The organism is Streptomyces rectiviolaceus (assembly GCF_039533825.1).
GTDB lineage: Bacteria > Actinomycetota > Actinomycetes > Streptomycetales > Streptomycetaceae > Streptomyces > Streptomyces rectiviolaceus.
On the sequence record NZ_BAAAUG010000124.1, the window covers coordinates 36,174 to 52,249 of the forward strand.

Consider the following 16,076-nt stretch of genomic DNA (forward strand, 5'->3'; position numbering starts at 1 on the left):
GGATATTCCAGCCCGTCCGGCGTTTGAGGACGAACTCGGCGAAGCCGGTGATTTTCCGGTGCGCCAAGAGCCCCGCTCAAGCCCTGCGCAGCTCAGTGCGCTGCGGACTCCCAGTCCGGCCCCACGCCCACCGAGACATCCAGCGGCGCCCGGAGCGACACCGCGCCCGCCATCTCGCGGCGGACGAGCTCCTCCACCTTGGCGCGCTCGCCCGGAGCGATCTCCAGGACGATTTCGTCGTGGACCTGGAGCAGCATGCGGGAGTCGAGCCTCGCCTCCGTCAGCGCGCGGTGCACGTTCAGCATGGCGATCTTGACGATGTCCGCCGCCGTGCCCTGGATCGGGGCGTTCAGGGCCATCCGCTCGGCCATCTCGCGGCGCTGGCGGTTGTCGCTGTTGAGGTCGGGGAGGTACCGGCGGCGGCCCAGCATCGTCTCCGTGTATCCCGTCGCGCGGGCCTCGTCGACGGCTCGGCGCAGATAGTCGCGTACGCCGCCGAACCGCTCGAAGTAGGTGTCCATCAGGGCGCGGGCCTCGCCCGCCTCGATGTTCAGCTGCTGGGAGAGGCCGAACGCGGAGAGGCCGTACGCCAAGCCGTACGACATCGCCTTGATCTTGCGGCGCATCTCGGCGTCGACGGCGGAGCCCTCCACGCTGAACACCTGGGACGCCACGGTCGTGTGCAGGTCCTCGCCCGAGCCGAACGCCTCCAGGAGGCCCTCGTCCTCGGAGAGGTGGGCCATCACGCGCAGTTCGATCTGGCTGTAGTCCGCGGTCATCAGGGACTCGAAGCCCTCGCCGACCACGAAGCCGCGGCGGATCGCCCGGCCCTCGTCCGTGCGGACCGGGATGTTCTGGAGGTTCGGGTCGGTGGAGGACAGGCGGCCGGTCGCCGCGACGGTCTGGTTGAACGTCGTGTGGATGCGGGTGTCCGCGGCGATCGACTTGATCAGGCCCTCGACCGTGACGCGGAGCTTCGCCTGCTCGCGGTGGCGCAGCATGATGACCGGCAGTTCGTTCTCGGTCTGGGCCGCGAGCCAGGCCAGGGCGTCCGCGTCCGTGGTGTACCCGGTCTTGGTCTTCTTCGTCTTGGGGAGGTTCAGCTCTCCGAAGAGGACTTCCTGGAGCTGCTTGGGCGAGCCGAGGTTGAACTCGTGGCCCGCCGCCTCGTGCGCCTCCTTCACCGCCTGCTGCACCGCGCCCGCGAACTGCTGCTCCATCGCCTCCAGATGGGCGCGGTCCGCCGCGATGCCGTGCCGCTCCAGGCGGGCCAGGAGGATGGACGTCGGCAGTTCGATGTCCTTCAGGAGATCACCGGCGCCGACCTCCTTCAGCTTCTCCCCGAAGGCCGTGCCCAGGTCGAGGATCGTGCGGGCCTGCGACATCAGCGACTGGGCCTCGGCCTGCTCGTCCTCCTCCGTGCCGAAGGCGAGCTGTCCTTCGGCCGCCCCGGCGGGGGCCAGCTCGCGGCCCAGGTACTCCAGGGACAGGGCGTCCAGGGCGAAGGAGCGGCGGCCCGGCTTGACCAGGTACGCGGCGAGCGCCGTGTCCATGGTGACGCCGTCCACACTCCAGCCGTGCTCGGGGAAGACCCGCATCGTGGCCTTGGCGTTGTGCAGGATCTTGGGCTTCTTGGGGTCGGCGATCCAGGCCGCGAAGGCGTTCTCGTCGGCCTCGTCCAGGCGGGACGGGTCGAACCAGGCCGCCGCTCCCCCGGCCGCCGCGAGGGCCACCTCGGTCACCGAGCCCGTGCCGAGCTGCCAGGTGTCGACCGTGGCCATGCCGAGGACCGCGTTGCCGTGCTCGGCGAGCCACGGCGCGACCTCACCCGCGCCGAGCACCGAGCCGTCCAGCTCCACGCCCGGCTCGGCCGGGGTCTGGTCGGCCTCCTCCGCGCCGGGGTCCACGGCCAGGAGCCGCTCGCGCAGCGAGGGGTTGCGGATCTCCAGGGTGTCCAGGACCAGGGCGAGGGCCGTGCGGTCGTACGGAGCGCGCTCCAGGTCGGTGACCTGCTTGGGGAGCTCGACGTCGCGCACCATCTCCGTGAGACGGCGGTTCAGCTTCACCGCGTCCAGGTGGTCGCGGAAGTTCTGCCCGGCCTTGCCCTTGACCTCCTCCGCGCGCTCGACGAGGTCCGCGAAGGAGCCGAACTGGTTGATCCACTTCGCGGCGGTCTTCTCGCCCACTCCGGGGATGCCGGGGAGGTTGTCCGACGGGTCGCCGCGCAGGGCCGCGAAGTCGGGGTACTGGCTGGGCGTGAGGCCGTACTTCTCCTCGACCTTCTCCGGCGTGAAGCGCGTCAGCTCGGAGACGCCCTTCGTGGGATACAGCACCGTCACGTGGTCGCTGATCAGCTGGAAGGAGTCACGGTCGCCGGTGACGATCAGGACGTCGAAGCCGGCCGCCTCGGCCTGGGTGGCGAGCGTGGCGATCACGTCGTCCGCCTCGAAGCCGTCCACCGCGAACCGCACCGCGTGCATCGCGTCGAGCACCTCGCCGATCAGCTCGACCTGGCCCTTGAACTCGTCCGGGGTCTTGGAGCGGTTCGCCTTGTACTCCGGGAACTCCGTGGAGCGCCACGTCTTGCGCGAGACGTCGAAGGCCACCGCGAAGTGCGTGGGCGCCTCGTCGCGCAAGGTGTTCGCCAGCATCGACGCGAAGCCGTAGATCGCGTTCGTCGGCTGGCCCGTCGCGGTCGTGAAGTTCTCCGCGGGCAGCGCGAAGAACGCCCGGTAGGCCAGGGAGTGCCCGTCCATGAGGAGCAGGCGCGGACGCTGCTCGCCACTCGGCTTCGTCGCGGTCTCGGACTTCTTCTTCGCTGCTTTTTCTGCCACGTCCCCGATCCTGCCACGCCCCACTGACACTCAGGCCCAACCCTCACCCGCGACCGCGCTGTCAGCGTCGCGTGGGAGGATCGGAGACGTAGCTCACGCACGTGCTCGAAGGGGAGCCGATCATGGCAAGCAAGCCGCCCAAGGGTGATCCGGTCCAGGACGCGCCGCAGGTCGCCGAGGCGCAGCACGCCGCGGCGGGGCTTCCCGCCATCGGGCACACGCTGCGCATGGCCCAGCAGCAGATGGGCGTGCGCCGCACGGCGCTGACGCTGCTGCGGGTCAATCAGAAGGACGGCTTCGACTGCCCCGGCTGCGCCTGGCCCGAGCCGGAGCACCGGCACAAGGCGGAGTTCTGTGAGAACGGCGCGAAGGCGGTCGCCGAGGAGGCCACACTGCGCCGCGTCACCCCCGACTTCTTCGCCGCGCACCCCGTGGCCGACCTCGCGACGCGCAGTGGGTACTGGCTGGGGCAGCAGGGCCGCCTCACCCACCCGATGTATCTGGCGGAGGGCGCCGAGCGCTATGAACCCGTCCCCTGGGAGCGGGCCTTCGACATCATCGCGGAGGAACTGGCCGCGCTGGACAGCCCGGACGAATCCGTCTACTACACCTCGGGCCGCACGAGCAACGAAGCGGCGTTCCTGTACCAGCTGTTCGCCCGCGAGCTGGGCACGAACAATCTGCCCGACTGTTCGAACATGTGCCATGAGTCGTCCGGCTCCGCGCTCACGGAGACCATCGGGGTCGGCAAGGGCAGCGTCCTCCTGGAGGACCTCTACAAGTCGGACCTGATCATCGTCGCGGGGCAGAACCCCGGCACGAACCATCCGCGCATGCTCTCCGCCCTGGAGAAGGCGAAGAACAACGGCGCGAAGATCATCACGGTCAATCCGCTGCCCGAGGCGGGCCTGGAGCGCTTCAAGAACCCGCAGACCCCGCAGGGCATGATCAAGGGCACCGCCCTCACCGACCTCTTCCTGCAGATCCGCCTCGGCGGCGACCAGGCCCTGTTCCGGCTCCTGAACAAGCTCATCCTGGAGACCGACGGGGCCGTGGACGAGGAGTTCGTCCGCGAACACACCCATGGGTACGAGGAGTTCACCGAGGCCGCGCGCACAGCCGACTGGGACGAGACCCTCGCCGCGACCGGACTGGAGCGGGCGAGGATCGAGGAAGCCCTCGCCATGGTGCTCGCCTCGAAGCGCACCGTCGTGTGCTGGGCGATGGGCCTGACCCAGCACAAGCACGCCGTGCCGACCATCCGCGAGGTCGTCAACTTCCTTCTGCTGCGCGGCAACATCGGCCGTCCTGGCGCGGGCGTGTGCCCGGTGCGCGGGCACTCGAACGTGCAGGGCGACCGCACGATGGGCATCTTCGAGCGGCCCGCGCCCGCCTTCCTCGACGCCCTGGAGAAGGAGTTCGGCTTCGCGCCGCCGCGCGAGCACGGCCTGGACGTCGTCCGCGCGATCAAGGCGCTGCGGGACGGCGAGGCGAAGGTGTTCTTCGCGATGGGCGGCAACTTCGTGGCGGCCTCGCCCGACACGGAGGTGACGGAGGCGGCGATGCGCAAGGCCCGCCTGACCGTCCACGTGTCGACGAAGCTGAACCGCTCGCATGCCGTCACGGGCGCGCGTGCGCTGATCCTGCCGACGCTCGGCCGCACCGAGCGGGACCTCCAGGGCGGCCCGGAGGGGAAAGGCACAGAGGGGAAAGGCACAGAGCAGTTCGTGACCGTCGAGGACTCCATGGGCATGGTGCACGCATCGCGCGGCCGTCTGGAGCCCGCGAGCCCGCATCTGCTGTCCGAGCCGGCCATCGTGTGCCGCCTCGCCCGCCGCGTCCTCGGCCCTCGATCGGCCACGCCCTGGGAGGAGTTCGAGAAGGACTACGCCACGGTGCGCGACCGCATCGCGCGCGTGATCCCCGGCTTCGAGGACTTCAACGCCAAGGTGGCCGACCCCGCGGGCTTCGCCCTTCCACACGCCCCGCGCGACGAGCGCCGCTTCCCCACGGCCACCGGCAAGGCCAACTTCACCGCCGCGCCGGTCGAGTTCCCCGCCTTGCCGAAGGGCCGTCTTCTGCTGCAGACGCTGCGCTCGCACGACCAGTACAACACCACGATCTACGGCCTTGACGACCGCTACAGGGGCATCAAGAACGGCCGCCGGGTCGTCCTGGTCAATCCCGATGACGCCCGCGAGCTGAACCTCGCCGAGGGGTCGTACGCCGACCTCGTGAGCGAGTGGAAGGACGGCGTCGAGCGGCGCGCGCCCGGCTTCCGGATCGTGCACTATCCGACGGCCCGGGGCTGCGCGGCGGCGTACTACCCGGAGACGAACGTCCTGGTCCCGCTGGACGCGACGGCCGACACCAGCAACACCCCCGCCAGCAAGTCCGTCGTCGTGCGCCTGGAACAATCGGGAACCGACTGAGCGTTCGCTCAGCGACAGACGAGGACGACGAACGGAGCCGGGCCCCATGGGTGAGCAGCACAGCGTGAAGTTCCCGCAAGAGGTCATCGACGAGTACGCCGCGCTCGGCATCGACCTGCCCGCCCTCTTCTCCGCGGGCGACCTCGGCGTCCGGATGGGCGTCCAGATCGTCGAGGCCTCCGCCGAGCGCGTCGTCGGCACCATGCCGGTCGAGGGCAACACCCAGCCGTACGGCCTGCTGCACGGCGGCGCGTCCGCCGTCCTCGCCGAAACCCTGGGGTCGGTCGGCTCGATGCTGCACGGCGGGAGCGAGAAGCTCGCCGTCGGCGTCGACCTGAACTGCACGCACCACCGCGGCGCGCGTTCGGGCCTGGTCACCGGCGTGGCGACGCCCGTGCACCGGGGCCGCTCCACGGCGACGTACGAGATCGTCATCACCGACGAGCAGGACAAGCGGGTCTGCACCGCGCGGCTGACCTGCCTGCTGCGCGACGTGGCGGCCAACGGCTCCGCCTGACAAGGCAGTTGAGGGCGGGCGCGCCCCATCGGCCCAGGCCGAGCAGGCGCGCCCTACGCATTGTCGGAGTGTGGGGCCGCGGTCTAGCGTCAGCGCATGAGGCACCGGAAACCGCTCTGTGCGCTCGCCTGCACCGCCCTGCTCTCCACTGCCCTCCTCGCCGCCACCGGATGCGAAAGCTCCCCTTCCGCCGACGACGCCCGCAGCAAGGCCCCCCAGCCCTCTCCCTCCACCACCTCCCCCGAGGACCTCTGCACGTCCCTGATCACCAAGTGGGGGCGGCAGATCTACGACTCGGGCAAGGAGACCTACGGCGACTACCAGTCGATGGGCCTCTCCAACGGGCAGTACATGATCCTGCGGGACGCCCTCGACCTGGCCCGCGCCGAGCGAAAGCGCCACGGAGCCGACGCGGGACGGAAGTTGCTCACCCGTGAGGCCCGCGAGCGGTGCGAGGAGCGCTACCGCCACGGGGAGCCGAGCGGCGGGCCGTGGGTGTGAACGCCATCGGTCCCATCGAGCCCGGCGACGACACCTACGAGACCCGGGCCACCCGCGCCGCCGCCACGGACCAGGTCGCCACACATCCCGTCCGGTCCCGCCCGCTGCTCACCCGCCACCGCCGCACCGCCCTGGCCCTCGCCACGGCCGCGGTCGTCGGGGCCGCGGGGCTCAGCCTCTACCTGACCCGCCCCCGTCCCCCCGCACCGCCGCCACCGCTCTATCCCTCGCAGACCGTGTCCGTGGCGTACAAGGGCGGGATGACGCACCCACGGGCCGGTGACCGCACGTTCAGCTTCACCGTCAGGGTCAGCCAGGACTCGGGACCTCCGGTGTCCATCAAGCGGATCACCCAGCCGTCGGAGGCGCTGTCGGTGACCGTCGCCCCCCATACCCCATTCAAGGTGAAAAGCGGAACCCCTCGGACGGCACGTATCACCATGCACATTCGCGAATGCGGAAAGGTGCAACGGAATGCCGGACTCCCTTTCCTGGTCGTAACACTGCGTAATGTGCGTGCAATGCAGCTGCAGAGCTTCATCCTCGGCGAGAGGTACGCAAAAGATCTTTCCGAGGCCCTGACAGCTGCATGCCCCCCGAACACTGATGTCATGAGTAAAACACCCTGACAGTCCTGCAAGTTCTCAGCATGCGAGATGCGCCGAAGACGGCGCATTACGCCTCAACCACCCCCTGAGTTCCAGCGCGGAATACTCCGTGGCATAACAAGAGCGTCACACCTTTGCCCTGACCACTCCACCAGGAACAATTCGGCCCTTAGAGTCACGGCCAGTCACCGCGCCCACCGGATTCCTGTCAGTTCGGTTCTGCGCTCGACTCGGCCACCCAACAGGGGACGGCCGTGCCAGGGGAAAGGACTGATCGTGCGTCAACGTTCGCTCATAGCCATCACCGCTGCATTCACCGCGGGGGCACTCACCCTCACCGCCTGTGGCTCACGCGACGACAAGGACAAGGAAGACTCCGCGGGCGGCGGTACCACCGTGGTCATCGGTGTCGACGCGCCGCTGACCGGCGACTTGTCCGCGCTGGGCCTCGGTATCCGCAACTCCGTGGATCTCGCCGCCAAGCAGGCCAACGAGAAGAAGTACGTCGACGGCATCACCTTCAAGGTGGAGTCCGCCGACGACCAGGGCCAGCCCGCGTCGGGCCAGACCAACGCGACCAAGTTCGTCGCGAACAAGGAAATCCTCGGCGCCGTCGGACCCCTGAACTCCTCCGTCGGCGAGTCGATGCAGAAGGTCTTCGACGACGCGAAGCTCGTCCAGGTCTCCCCCGCCAACACCAACCCGGCCATGACCCAGGGCCAGGACTGGAACGGCGGCAAGAAGGTGCGCCCGTACAAGGCCTACTTCCGTACGGCCACCACGGACGCCGTCCAGGGCCCGTTCGCCGCGCAGTACCTGTACAACGACGCGAAGAAGAAGAAGGTCTTCGTGGTCGACGACAAGAAGACCTACGGCGCCGGTCTGGCCGCCACCTTCAAGGACGAGTTCACCAAGCTCGGCGGCAAGGTCGCCGGCACCGAGCACGTGAACCCGGACACGAAGGACTTCGGCGCCGTCGCCACCAAGATCAAGAACTCGGACGCGGACGTCGTCTACTACGGCGGCGAGTACCCCGCGGCAGGCCCGCTCAGCAAGCAGATGAAGAAGGCCGGAGCCAACATCCCGCTCGTCGGCGGTGACGGCATCTACAGCGCCGACTTCGTCAAGCTCGCCGGCAAGGAGGGCAAGGGCGACATGGCCACCTCGATCGGCCAGCCCGTCGAGGAACTGCCGTCCGCCAAGGAGTTCATCGCGAACTACAAGAAGGCCGGCTACAAGGAGGCCTACGAGGCCTACGGCGGCTACTCCTACGACTCGGCCTGGGCGGTCATCGAAGCAGTCAAGAAGGTCGTCGAGGACAACGACGGCAAGCTGCCCGACGACGCTCGCGAGAAGATCGTCGAGGCCATGCAGGACGTCTCCTTCGACGGCGTGACCGGCAAGGTCTCCTTCGACGAGTACGGCGACGCGACCAACAAGCAGCTCACCGTGTACGAGGTCAAGTCCACCGAGGACCCGACCAAGGGCTGGAAGCCGGTCAAGTCCGGCACCTTCACCGGCTGATCCACCCCGCAGCACGACACCACCGCGCGGGGCGCTGCCTCTGCAGCGCCCCGCGCGGCGTCGCATCCGTCACCTAAGCCGTTCGGCCACCGCGAGGCTCCCCCGCCACCGCAAGCAGGCCGCACGACACCGAAAGACTCGGAGGACCTGCGGTGCACGAACTGCCGCAACAGCTGGTCAATGGCCTGCTACTGGGATCCATGTACGGCCTGATCGCCATCGGCTACACAATGGTCTATGGCATCGTCCAGCTCATCAACTTCGCCCATGGCGAGATCTTCATGGTCGGCGGCTTCGGCGCCCTCACCGTATGGCTCTGGCTGCCGGGCGGCACCAGCATGTGGCTCGCCCTTCCGCTCATGCTCATAGGCGCCGTCATCGTCTCCACCCTCATAGCGGTCGGAGCCGAACGCTTCGCCTACCGCCCGTTGCGCGGCGCACCCCGCCTCGCACCCCTCATCACCGCCATCGGGCTCTCGCTCGCGCTGCAGCAGGCCGTCTGGGCCTGGTACCCCAACGCGAAGTCGTCCCGCACCTTCCCCGAGATGCCCGGCGACTCCATCCACATGGGCTCCATCACCATCCAGCCCGGCGACATCTTCCTGCTGATCACCGCCCCGATCTGCATGTTCGCCCTCGGCTGGTTCGTGATGAAGACCCGCGTCGGACGCGGCATGCAGGCCACCGCGCAGGACCCCGACACCGCCAAGCTCATGGGTGTCAACACCGACCGCGTCATCGTCGTGGCCTTCGCGATCGGCGCCGCCTTCGCCGGCATCGCCGCCGTCGCCTACGGCTTCCGCTACGGAGAAGTCCAGTTCCGCATGGGCTTCCTCTGGGGCCTCAAGGCCTTCACGGCCGCCGTGCTCGGAGGCATCGGCAACATCTACGGCGCCATGATCGGCGGCCTCGTCCTCGGCGTCGCCGAAGCCATGGCCACCGCCTACATGAACGACATCCCCGGCATGAGCCAGCTCGGCGGGCAGTCCTGGGCCGACGTCTGGGCCTTCGTACTCCTCATCGTCGTACTCCTCGTCAGGCCACAAGGTCTCCTTGGCGAGCGCGTCGCGGACAGGGCGTGACAACCATGACCACACAGACCACTGCGGCCGACGCGCCGAGCCCCAAGCAGGACCACACCCCCACCGGACTCATCGCCATCCCCGTGGGCCCCGCCCGCGCACTGGCCACCGGCGGCGGCATCCTCACCATCATCTCCACGTTCATGGCGTGGACCTGGACCGCGGCGTTCCCCGGCGACCTCACCGTCTACGGATACCCCGGCGGCCTCCAGGTGCTCGTCCTGATCGCCGGCATCCTGACGACGCTCTTCGGCCTCGCCTCGTACGGCGTCAAGGGCGTACGGGCGCTGGCTCCCGGCGGAGCCGACGCCGCGCTGAAGTACGCGGCGCTCGCCGCCTTCACGACCACCTGGTTCACGATCATCTCGATCAGCTACCAGCTCGGCGGCCTCGCCAACCTCGACCCCGGCGGCTGGGTCGCCGCCATCGCCACCCTCGGCGCCTTCATCGGCGCCCTCGCCCTGCCCTTCGAGCGGCCGCACACCTACGCGGTCGACGCCGAGGACAGCGGCAGCGAACAGTTCAAGCACCGCGCGCGCAACGCGATCATCATCTTCAAGGGCGCCTTCGCCGCCGAGGCCCCGGCCAGCCCGCGCAAGCTCCCCAGCTACGTCGAGATCCTGATCATCATCGCCGCGCTCTCGGTGGGCCTCCTGGTCTTCACCTACGGCATCGGCACCGAGTACGACGAGCTCTTCATCGGCTTCCTGGTCACCGTCGCGTTCAGCTTCGCGGCGCTGTCCAAGGCCGGGCTCGTCGCCCAGGTCTCCACGTACACCGGTCGGCACCGCAACATCACACTCATCGGTGCCTTCGTCGCCGCAGCGGCCTTCCCGTTCACGCAGAGCGACGACCAGTACGCCACCATCGGCGTCTACATCCTCATCTTCGCCACCGTCGCGCTCGGTCTGAACATCGTCGTCGGCCTCGCGGGCCTCCTCGACCTCGGATACGTCGCCTTCCTCGGCGTCGGCGCCTACGCGGCGTCCATGGTCTCCGGGTCGCCGTCCTCGCCCTTCGACGTCCACCTGCCGTTCTGGGGCGCGATCCTGGTCGGCGCGGGCGCGTCACTCATCTTCGGCGTGCTCATCGGCGCACCGACACTGCGGCTGCGCGGCGACTACCTCGCCATCGTCACCCTCGGCTTCGGTGAGATCTTCCGGCTCGTCGCGATGAACTCCGACGGCACGTCGGGCCCGGACATCACCAACGGCTCGAACGGCATCTCCTCGATCCCGAACCTCAAGATCCTGGGCTTCGACCTGGGCATCGAGCACAGCATCCTCGGCGTCACCATCGGCCGTTTCGCGAACTACTTCTTCCTGATGCTGCTCATCACCCTCGTCGTCGTCCTGGTCTTCAGGCGCAGCGGCGACTCCCGCATCGGGCGCGCCTGGGTCGCCATCCGCGAGGACGAGACCGCGGCGCTCGCCATGGGCATCAACGGCTTCCGCGTGAAGCTCATCGCCTTCGCGCTCGGCGCCACGCTCGCCGGACTCGCGGGCACGGTGCAGGCACACGTCACCTACACCGTGACGCCCGAGCAGTACCAGTTCGCCAACACGGTCCCGCCCAACTCGGCGTTCCTGCTCGCCGCGGTCGTCCTCGGCGGCATGGGCACCATCAGCGGACCCCTCGTCGGCGCGGCGCTGCTCTACCTCATCCCGAGCAAGCTCTCGTTCCTGGGCGACTACCAGCTCTTCGCCTTCGGCCTCGCGCTCGTACTGCTCATGCGCTTCCGCCCCGAGGGCCTCATCCCCAACCGCCGCCGCCAGCTCGAGTTCCACGAGGCCGAACTGGCTCCCGGCGACACGCCGCCTCCCACAGTCCTCAGCAAGACAGGGGCCTGAGCCATGACCACCGACACCACCACCAGCAAGGACAGCGCCGCCGCCTCGCCGGCCGGAGAGACTGTCCTGGACGCCAAGGGCGTCACGATGCGCTTCGGCGGCCTCACCGCCGTGCGCTCCGTCGACCTCACCGTCAACAGCGGCGAGATCGTCGGCCTCATCGGCCCCAACGGCGCGGGCAAGACCACCTTCTTCAACTGCCTCACCGGCCTCTACATCCCCACCGAGGGCGAAGTCCGGTACAAGGGCAAGGTCCTGCCCAGCAAATCCTTCAAGGTCACCGCGGCCGGCGTGGCCCGCACCTTCCAGAACATCCGTCTCTTCGCCAACATGACGGTCCTGGAGAACGTCCTCGTCGGACGCCACACGCGTACGAAGGAAGGCCTCTGGTCGGCCCTCCTGCGCGGCCCCGGCTTCCACAAGGCGGAGGCCAAGTCCAAGGCCCGCGCCCTGGAACTGCTCGAGTTCGTCGGCCTCGCCGAGAAGGCGGAACACCTCTCCCGCAACCTGCCCTACGGCGAGCAGCGCAAGCTGGAGATCGCCCGGGCGCTCGCGAGCGAGCCGGGCCTGCTCCTCCTGGACGAGCCGACCGCGGGCATGAACCCGCAGGAGACCCGCGCCACCGAGGAACTCGTCCTCGCCATCCGGGACATGGGCATCGCCGTCCTCGTCATCGAGCACGACATGCGCTTCATCTTCAACCTGTGCGACCGCGTGGCCGTACTCGTCCAAGGCGAGAAACTCGTCGAGGGCAGCAGTGAAACCGTCCAGCAGGACGACCGCGTCATCGCCGCCTACCTGGGCGAGCCCTTCGAAGGTGCCCCCGGCAGCACAGAGGCCGACGCGACGGGCAACGAGGAGAACAGCCGATGACCGCACTGCTCGAAGTCGAGGACCTCAAGGTCGCCTACGGCAAGATCGAAGCCGTCAAGGGCATCTCGTTCAAGGTCGAGGCCGGCGAGGTCGTCACCCTGATCGGCACGAACGGCGCAGGCAAGACCACCACGCTGCGCACGCTCTCCGGGCTCCTCAAGCCGGTCGGCGGCTCCATCAAATTCAACGGGAAAACGCTGCGGAAATACCGCGCCGACCAGATCGTCGCGCTCGGCCTCGCCCACTCCCCCGAGGGCCGGCACATCTTTCCGCGCATGTCGATCGAGAACAATCTGCGGCTCGGCGCATATCTGCGCAGCGACAAATCGGCCATCGAAAAGGACATCGCGCGCGCCTACGAGCTCTTCCCGATTCTCGGGGAGCGCAGAAAGCAGGCGGCGGGCACGCTCTCCGGCGGCGAGCAGCAAATGCTCGCCATGGGACGCGCCCTGATGTCCCAGCCGAAACTGCTCATGCTCGACGAACCCTCCATGGGCCTTTCGCCGATCATGATGCAGAAGATCATGGCGACCATCTCCGAGCTCAAGTCCCAGGGCACGACCATTCTGCTCGTCGAACAGAACGCCCAGGCGGCGCTCTCCCTCGCCGATCACGGTCATGTCATGGAGGTCGGCAAGATCGTCCTGTCCGGTACGGGGAACAACCTGCTGCACGACGAATCCGTGCGGAAGGCGTACCTCGGCGAGGACTAGGACTCCCGTCGTACGAGAAGGCCCGCACCCCGGCTTCGGGGTGCGGGCCTTCTCGTACGTATGCGAGCCGGGGCCGGGGGCTACTGCCCCTTCGCCGCCTTCTTCTCGTCGGCGTCCTCGATGACCGCCTCCGCTACCTGCTGCATCGACAGACGCCGGTCCATCGACGTCTTCTGGATCCAGCGGAACGCGGCGGGCTCCGTCAGGCCGTACTCCGTCTGCAGGATCGACTTGGCGCGGTCCACCAGCTTCCGCGTCTCCAGACGCAGGGTGAGGTCGGCGACCTCCTTCTCCAGCGTCTTCAGCTCCGTGAAGCGCGAGACGGCCATCTCGATCGCCGGGACGACGTCGGTCTTGCTGAAGGGCTTCACGAGATACGCCATCGCACCGGCGTCCCTGGCCCGCTCGACCAGGTCACGCTGCGAGAACGCGGTCAGCATGAGCACCGGGGCGATGGACTCCTCGGCGATCTTCTCGGCCGCCGAGATGCCGTCCATGACGGGCATCTTCACGTCCAGGATCACCAGGTCCGGCTTGTGCTCGCGGGCCAGCTCGACGGCTTTCTCACCGTCACCGGCCTCGCCGACGACGGTGTAACCCTCTTCCTCGAGCATCTCCTTGAGGTCGAGCCGGATAAGAGCCTCGTCCTCGGCGATGACGACACGGGTCGTCAGCGGAGGCACGTGCGACTTGTCGTCGTCATCGGCTACGGGCTGGGGCGACTCGGGGGAAGTCACGGGGGCTCCTTGTTGCGGGCCGGGCAGGTACTGCTGCCTCTGCAGCCTACCTAGCTGCAGCGTCCGACGGTGACCCGGTATAGTTCCGGCAGTGCCTGCCGGGTTGGTGGAACGGTATACACGGAGGTCTCAAACACCTCTGCCTGAAAGGGCTTGCGGGTTCGAATCCCGCACCCGGCACATCGCAGGAAGAGCGGGTGCTCACGAATTTCGTGAGCACCCGCTCTCTTGTTACGCACTGCCACCACCCATCACGGACAGTGGCCGAGTGGTCTCGCGTCCGGTCCCGGCACCCCGCCTCGCGCCGCCCGCGCAATAGGACGCGTCACTCCCCTTTTCGGTCCGCCGTGGGAGCTGCCCCAAATCCCCGGCGAACCCTTGCCCCGCCGCGTTCTCCGCTGCGATCTTCGCCCCCATGACTCCCTTGAACAGGCGCAGCTTCGTCGCCGCTGCCGCGGGTGCCGCTGCGGCGGCCGTGGCCATGAACCCTCAGACCGCCTCCGCCATCGACCGCGAGGGCACGAGCAAGGGCGGGGACGACTTCGCCGACGCCGACAAGGGGTTCATCGCCGCCCTCACCCCGGGGATCGTGAAGAACGCCAAGGGGCAGGTGGTCTGGGACAACGACGCGTATGGCTTCCTCAAGAAGGACGCCCCCAAGTCCGCCCACAAGAGCCTGTGGCGGCAGTCGCAGCTCGTGTCGAAGCAGGGGCTCTACAAAGTCACGGAGCGTGTCTTCCAGGTGCGCGGCCTCGACCTGTCGAACATGACGATCATCGAGGGCGACACCGGTGTCATCGTCATCGATCCGCTGATCTCAGCGGAGACCGCTGCCGCCGCGCTCAAGCTCTACCGCGCGCACCGCGGCGACAAGAAGGTCACCGGGCTCGTCTACACGCATCCGCACGTCGACCACTTCGGCGGCTGCCGCGGTGTGCTGCCGGACGGTGCGGGGGACGACGTCCCGATCCTCGCGCCCGAGGGTTTCATGGAGCACGCCGTTTCGGAGAACGTCTACGCAGGTACGGCGATGCAGCGGCGCTCCGGGTACATGTATGGCGCGCTGCTTCCCAAGTCGCCTGCCGGGCAGATCGGTTGTGGTCTCGGGCAGACCGTTTCGGTGGGGTCGATCGGGTTGATCCCGCCTACCAAGGACATCACCGAGACCGGCCAGGTCGAGACCGTCGACGGGGTGAAGTTCGAGTTCCAGATGACGCCCGGGACCGAGGCGCCCGCGGAGATGAACTTCGTGCTCCCCGAGCTGCGTGCCGTCTGCATGGCGGAGAACGCGACGCACACGATGCACAACATCATCACGTTGCGCGGCGCCCAGGTGCGGGACGCCCGGCAGTGGGCGCACTATCTGAATGAGTCGGTGGTGTTGTTCGACGGGCGAGTAGATGTCGCCTTCGCCTCGCACCACTGGCCTACGTGGGGTGGCGACACGATCGTGGAGTTGCTTGAGCAGCAGCGGGATCTGTACGCGTACATGCACGATCAGACGTTGCGGATGATCAATCGAGGGATGACGGGACGCGAGATCGCCGAGGAGATCGAGTTGCCGCCCGCGCTCGCCGGCGTGTGGGCGAATCGCGGGTATTACGGGTCGCTGAGCCATAACGTGAAGGGCATCTACCAGCGGTACATGGGCTGGTTCGACGGGAATCCCGCGCACCTGTGGGAGCACCCGCCGGTCGAGGAGGCCAAGCGGTACGTGAAGGCCATGGGGGGCCGCACGGCGACGGTCGCGAAGGCCAAGGCGTTCGCGGGCGGCGGTGATCTGCGGTTCGCGGTGACACTGCTCAACCACGTGGTGTTCGCGGACCCCGGCCACAAGGCCGCCAAGTCCGAACTGGCCAAGCTGTACACCAAGTTGGGCCAGGCCTCGGAGAACGCCGTGTGGCGCAACTTCTATCTGACGGGCGCCCAGGAGCTGCGCGAAGGCGTACAGGACTCCCCCACCTCCGTGGCGAGCGCGGACATGCTGATGGCGCTCTCCGTGGACCAGCTCATCGACTCGGTGGCTGTCCGCGTGAACGGCCCGAAGGCGTGGGACCTGAAGCTGCGGATGGACTGGAGCCTTCCGGCGCTGGGGAAGGTCTGGCATCTGACCTTGCGGAACGGCGTGTTGACGTACCGCAGCGATGCGAAGAGGGATCCGGACGCGGGCGTCACGCTGACGATGACCAAGCCTCAGCTGCTCGCGATGCTGGGCGGCAAGGGGCTGGGTGACATCAAGGTCGAGGGGGACACGAAACTCCTCACCGACCTGCTCGGCGTGGTGGACAAGCCGGACCCGAGTTTCGCGATCGTGACGCCCTAGCCATCGTGACGCCCTGGACACGCTCGCACAAAAGCGAGGGGCCGCTCCCCCCGGAGCGGCCCCTCGTTCCACGTACACGATC

At 68.2% G+C, this 16,076-nt stretch carries 12 protein-coding genes and 1 tRNA gene; 11 read left to right on the top strand and 2 right to left on the bottom strand.

What is annotated here, in order from left to right:
- Positions 1-92: 92 nt before the first annotated feature.
- On the bottom strand, positions 93-2,834 hold the full coding sequence (polA, locus tag ABD378_RS30825; protein ID WP_344526137.1) for a DNA polymerase I: 2,742 nt from the start codon (positions 2,832-2,834) through the stop codon (positions 93-95).
- Between the two features lie 122 nt (positions 2,835-2,956).
- Here polA and ABD378_RS30830 point away from each other — a divergent pair, with 122 nt between their 5' ends.
- The 9 genes from ABD378_RS30830 to ABD378_RS30870 all read left to right on the top strand — a co-directional run bounded on the left by ABD378_RS30830 (position 2,957) and on the right by ABD378_RS30870 (position 12,934).
- Positions 2,957-5,266, top strand: coding sequence for an FdhF/YdeP family oxidoreductase (locus tag ABD378_RS30830; RefSeq protein ID WP_344526139.1), 2,310 nt, complete (start codon positions 2,957-2,959; stop codon positions 5,264-5,266).
- 46 nt (positions 5,267-5,312) lie between these two features.
- Positions 5,313-5,783, top strand: coding sequence for a PaaI family thioesterase (locus tag ABD378_RS30835; RefSeq protein ID WP_344526141.1), 471 nt, complete (start codon positions 5,313-5,315; stop codon positions 5,781-5,783).
- 96 nt (positions 5,784-5,879) lie between these two features.
- Positions 5,880-6,284 carry a hypothetical protein gene (locus tag ABD378_RS30840; protein ID WP_344526143.1) on the top strand — a complete coding sequence of 135 codons (405 nt, stop codon included), beginning with the start codon at positions 5,880-5,882 and terminating at the stop codon, positions 6,282-6,284.
- On the top strand, positions 6,275-6,913 hold the full coding sequence (locus tag ABD378_RS30845) for a Tat pathway signal sequence domain protein (RefSeq protein WP_344526145.1): 639 nt from the start codon (positions 6,275-6,277) through the stop codon (positions 6,911-6,913). The genes ABD378_RS30840 and ABD378_RS30845 overlap by 10 nt, the downstream gene beginning before the upstream one ends.
- A gap of 255 nt (positions 6,914-7,168) precedes the next feature.
- On the top strand, positions 7,169-8,416 hold the full coding sequence (locus ABD378_RS30850; protein ID WP_344526147.1) for a branched-chain amino acid ABC transporter substrate-binding protein: 1,248 nt from the start codon (positions 7,169-7,171) through the stop codon (positions 8,414-8,416).
- Positions 8,417-8,568: 152 nt separating this feature from the next.
- On the top strand, positions 8,569-9,498 hold the full coding sequence (locus ABD378_RS30855) for a branched-chain amino acid ABC transporter permease (protein ID WP_344526149.1): 930 nt from the start codon (positions 8,569-8,571) through the stop codon (positions 9,496-9,498).
- Between the two features lie 5 nt (positions 9,499-9,503).
- On the top strand, positions 9,504-11,348 hold the full coding sequence (locus ABD378_RS30860; RefSeq protein WP_344526151.1) for a branched-chain amino acid ABC transporter permease: 1,845 nt from the start codon (positions 9,504-9,506) through the stop codon (positions 11,346-11,348).
- Between the two features lie 3 nt (positions 11,349-11,351).
- Complete coding sequence (locus tag ABD378_RS30865; protein ID WP_344526153.1) at positions 11,352-12,221, top strand: ABC transporter ATP-binding protein; 870 nt, start codon at positions 11,352-11,354, stop codon at positions 12,219-12,221.
- Entirely contained in the window at positions 12,218-12,934 is a 717-nt protein-coding gene (locus ABD378_RS30870; RefSeq protein WP_344526155.1) for an ABC transporter ATP-binding protein, read from the top strand. Before ABD378_RS30865 ends, ABD378_RS30870 begins: the two co-directional genes overlap by 4 nt.
- Positions 12,935-13,014: 80 nt before the next feature.
- On the opposite strand, the gene ABD378_RS30875 is transcribed toward ABD378_RS30870, so the two are convergent.
- Positions 13,015-13,671 (bottom strand): ANTAR domain-containing response regulator, encoded by a 657-nt coding sequence (locus ABD378_RS30875; protein ID WP_344526157.1) that lies wholly within the window; start codon positions 13,669-13,671, stop codon positions 13,015-13,017.
- A gap of 97 nt (positions 13,672-13,768) precedes the next feature.
- Between ABD378_RS30875 and ABD378_RS30880 the strand changes: the two genes are divergently transcribed.
- Both ABD378_RS30880 and ABD378_RS30885 read left to right on the top strand, forming a co-directional pair.
- Positions 13,769-13,851 (top strand) — tRNA-Leu (locus ABD378_RS30880).
- A 235-nt stretch (positions 13,852-14,086) separates the two neighbouring features.
- Positions 14,087-15,994, top strand: a complete 1,908-nt coding sequence (locus ABD378_RS30885) for an alkyl/aryl-sulfatase (protein ID WP_344526159.1) — start codon at positions 14,087-14,089, stop codon at positions 15,992-15,994.
- Positions 15,995-16,076: the final 82 nt, after the last annotated feature.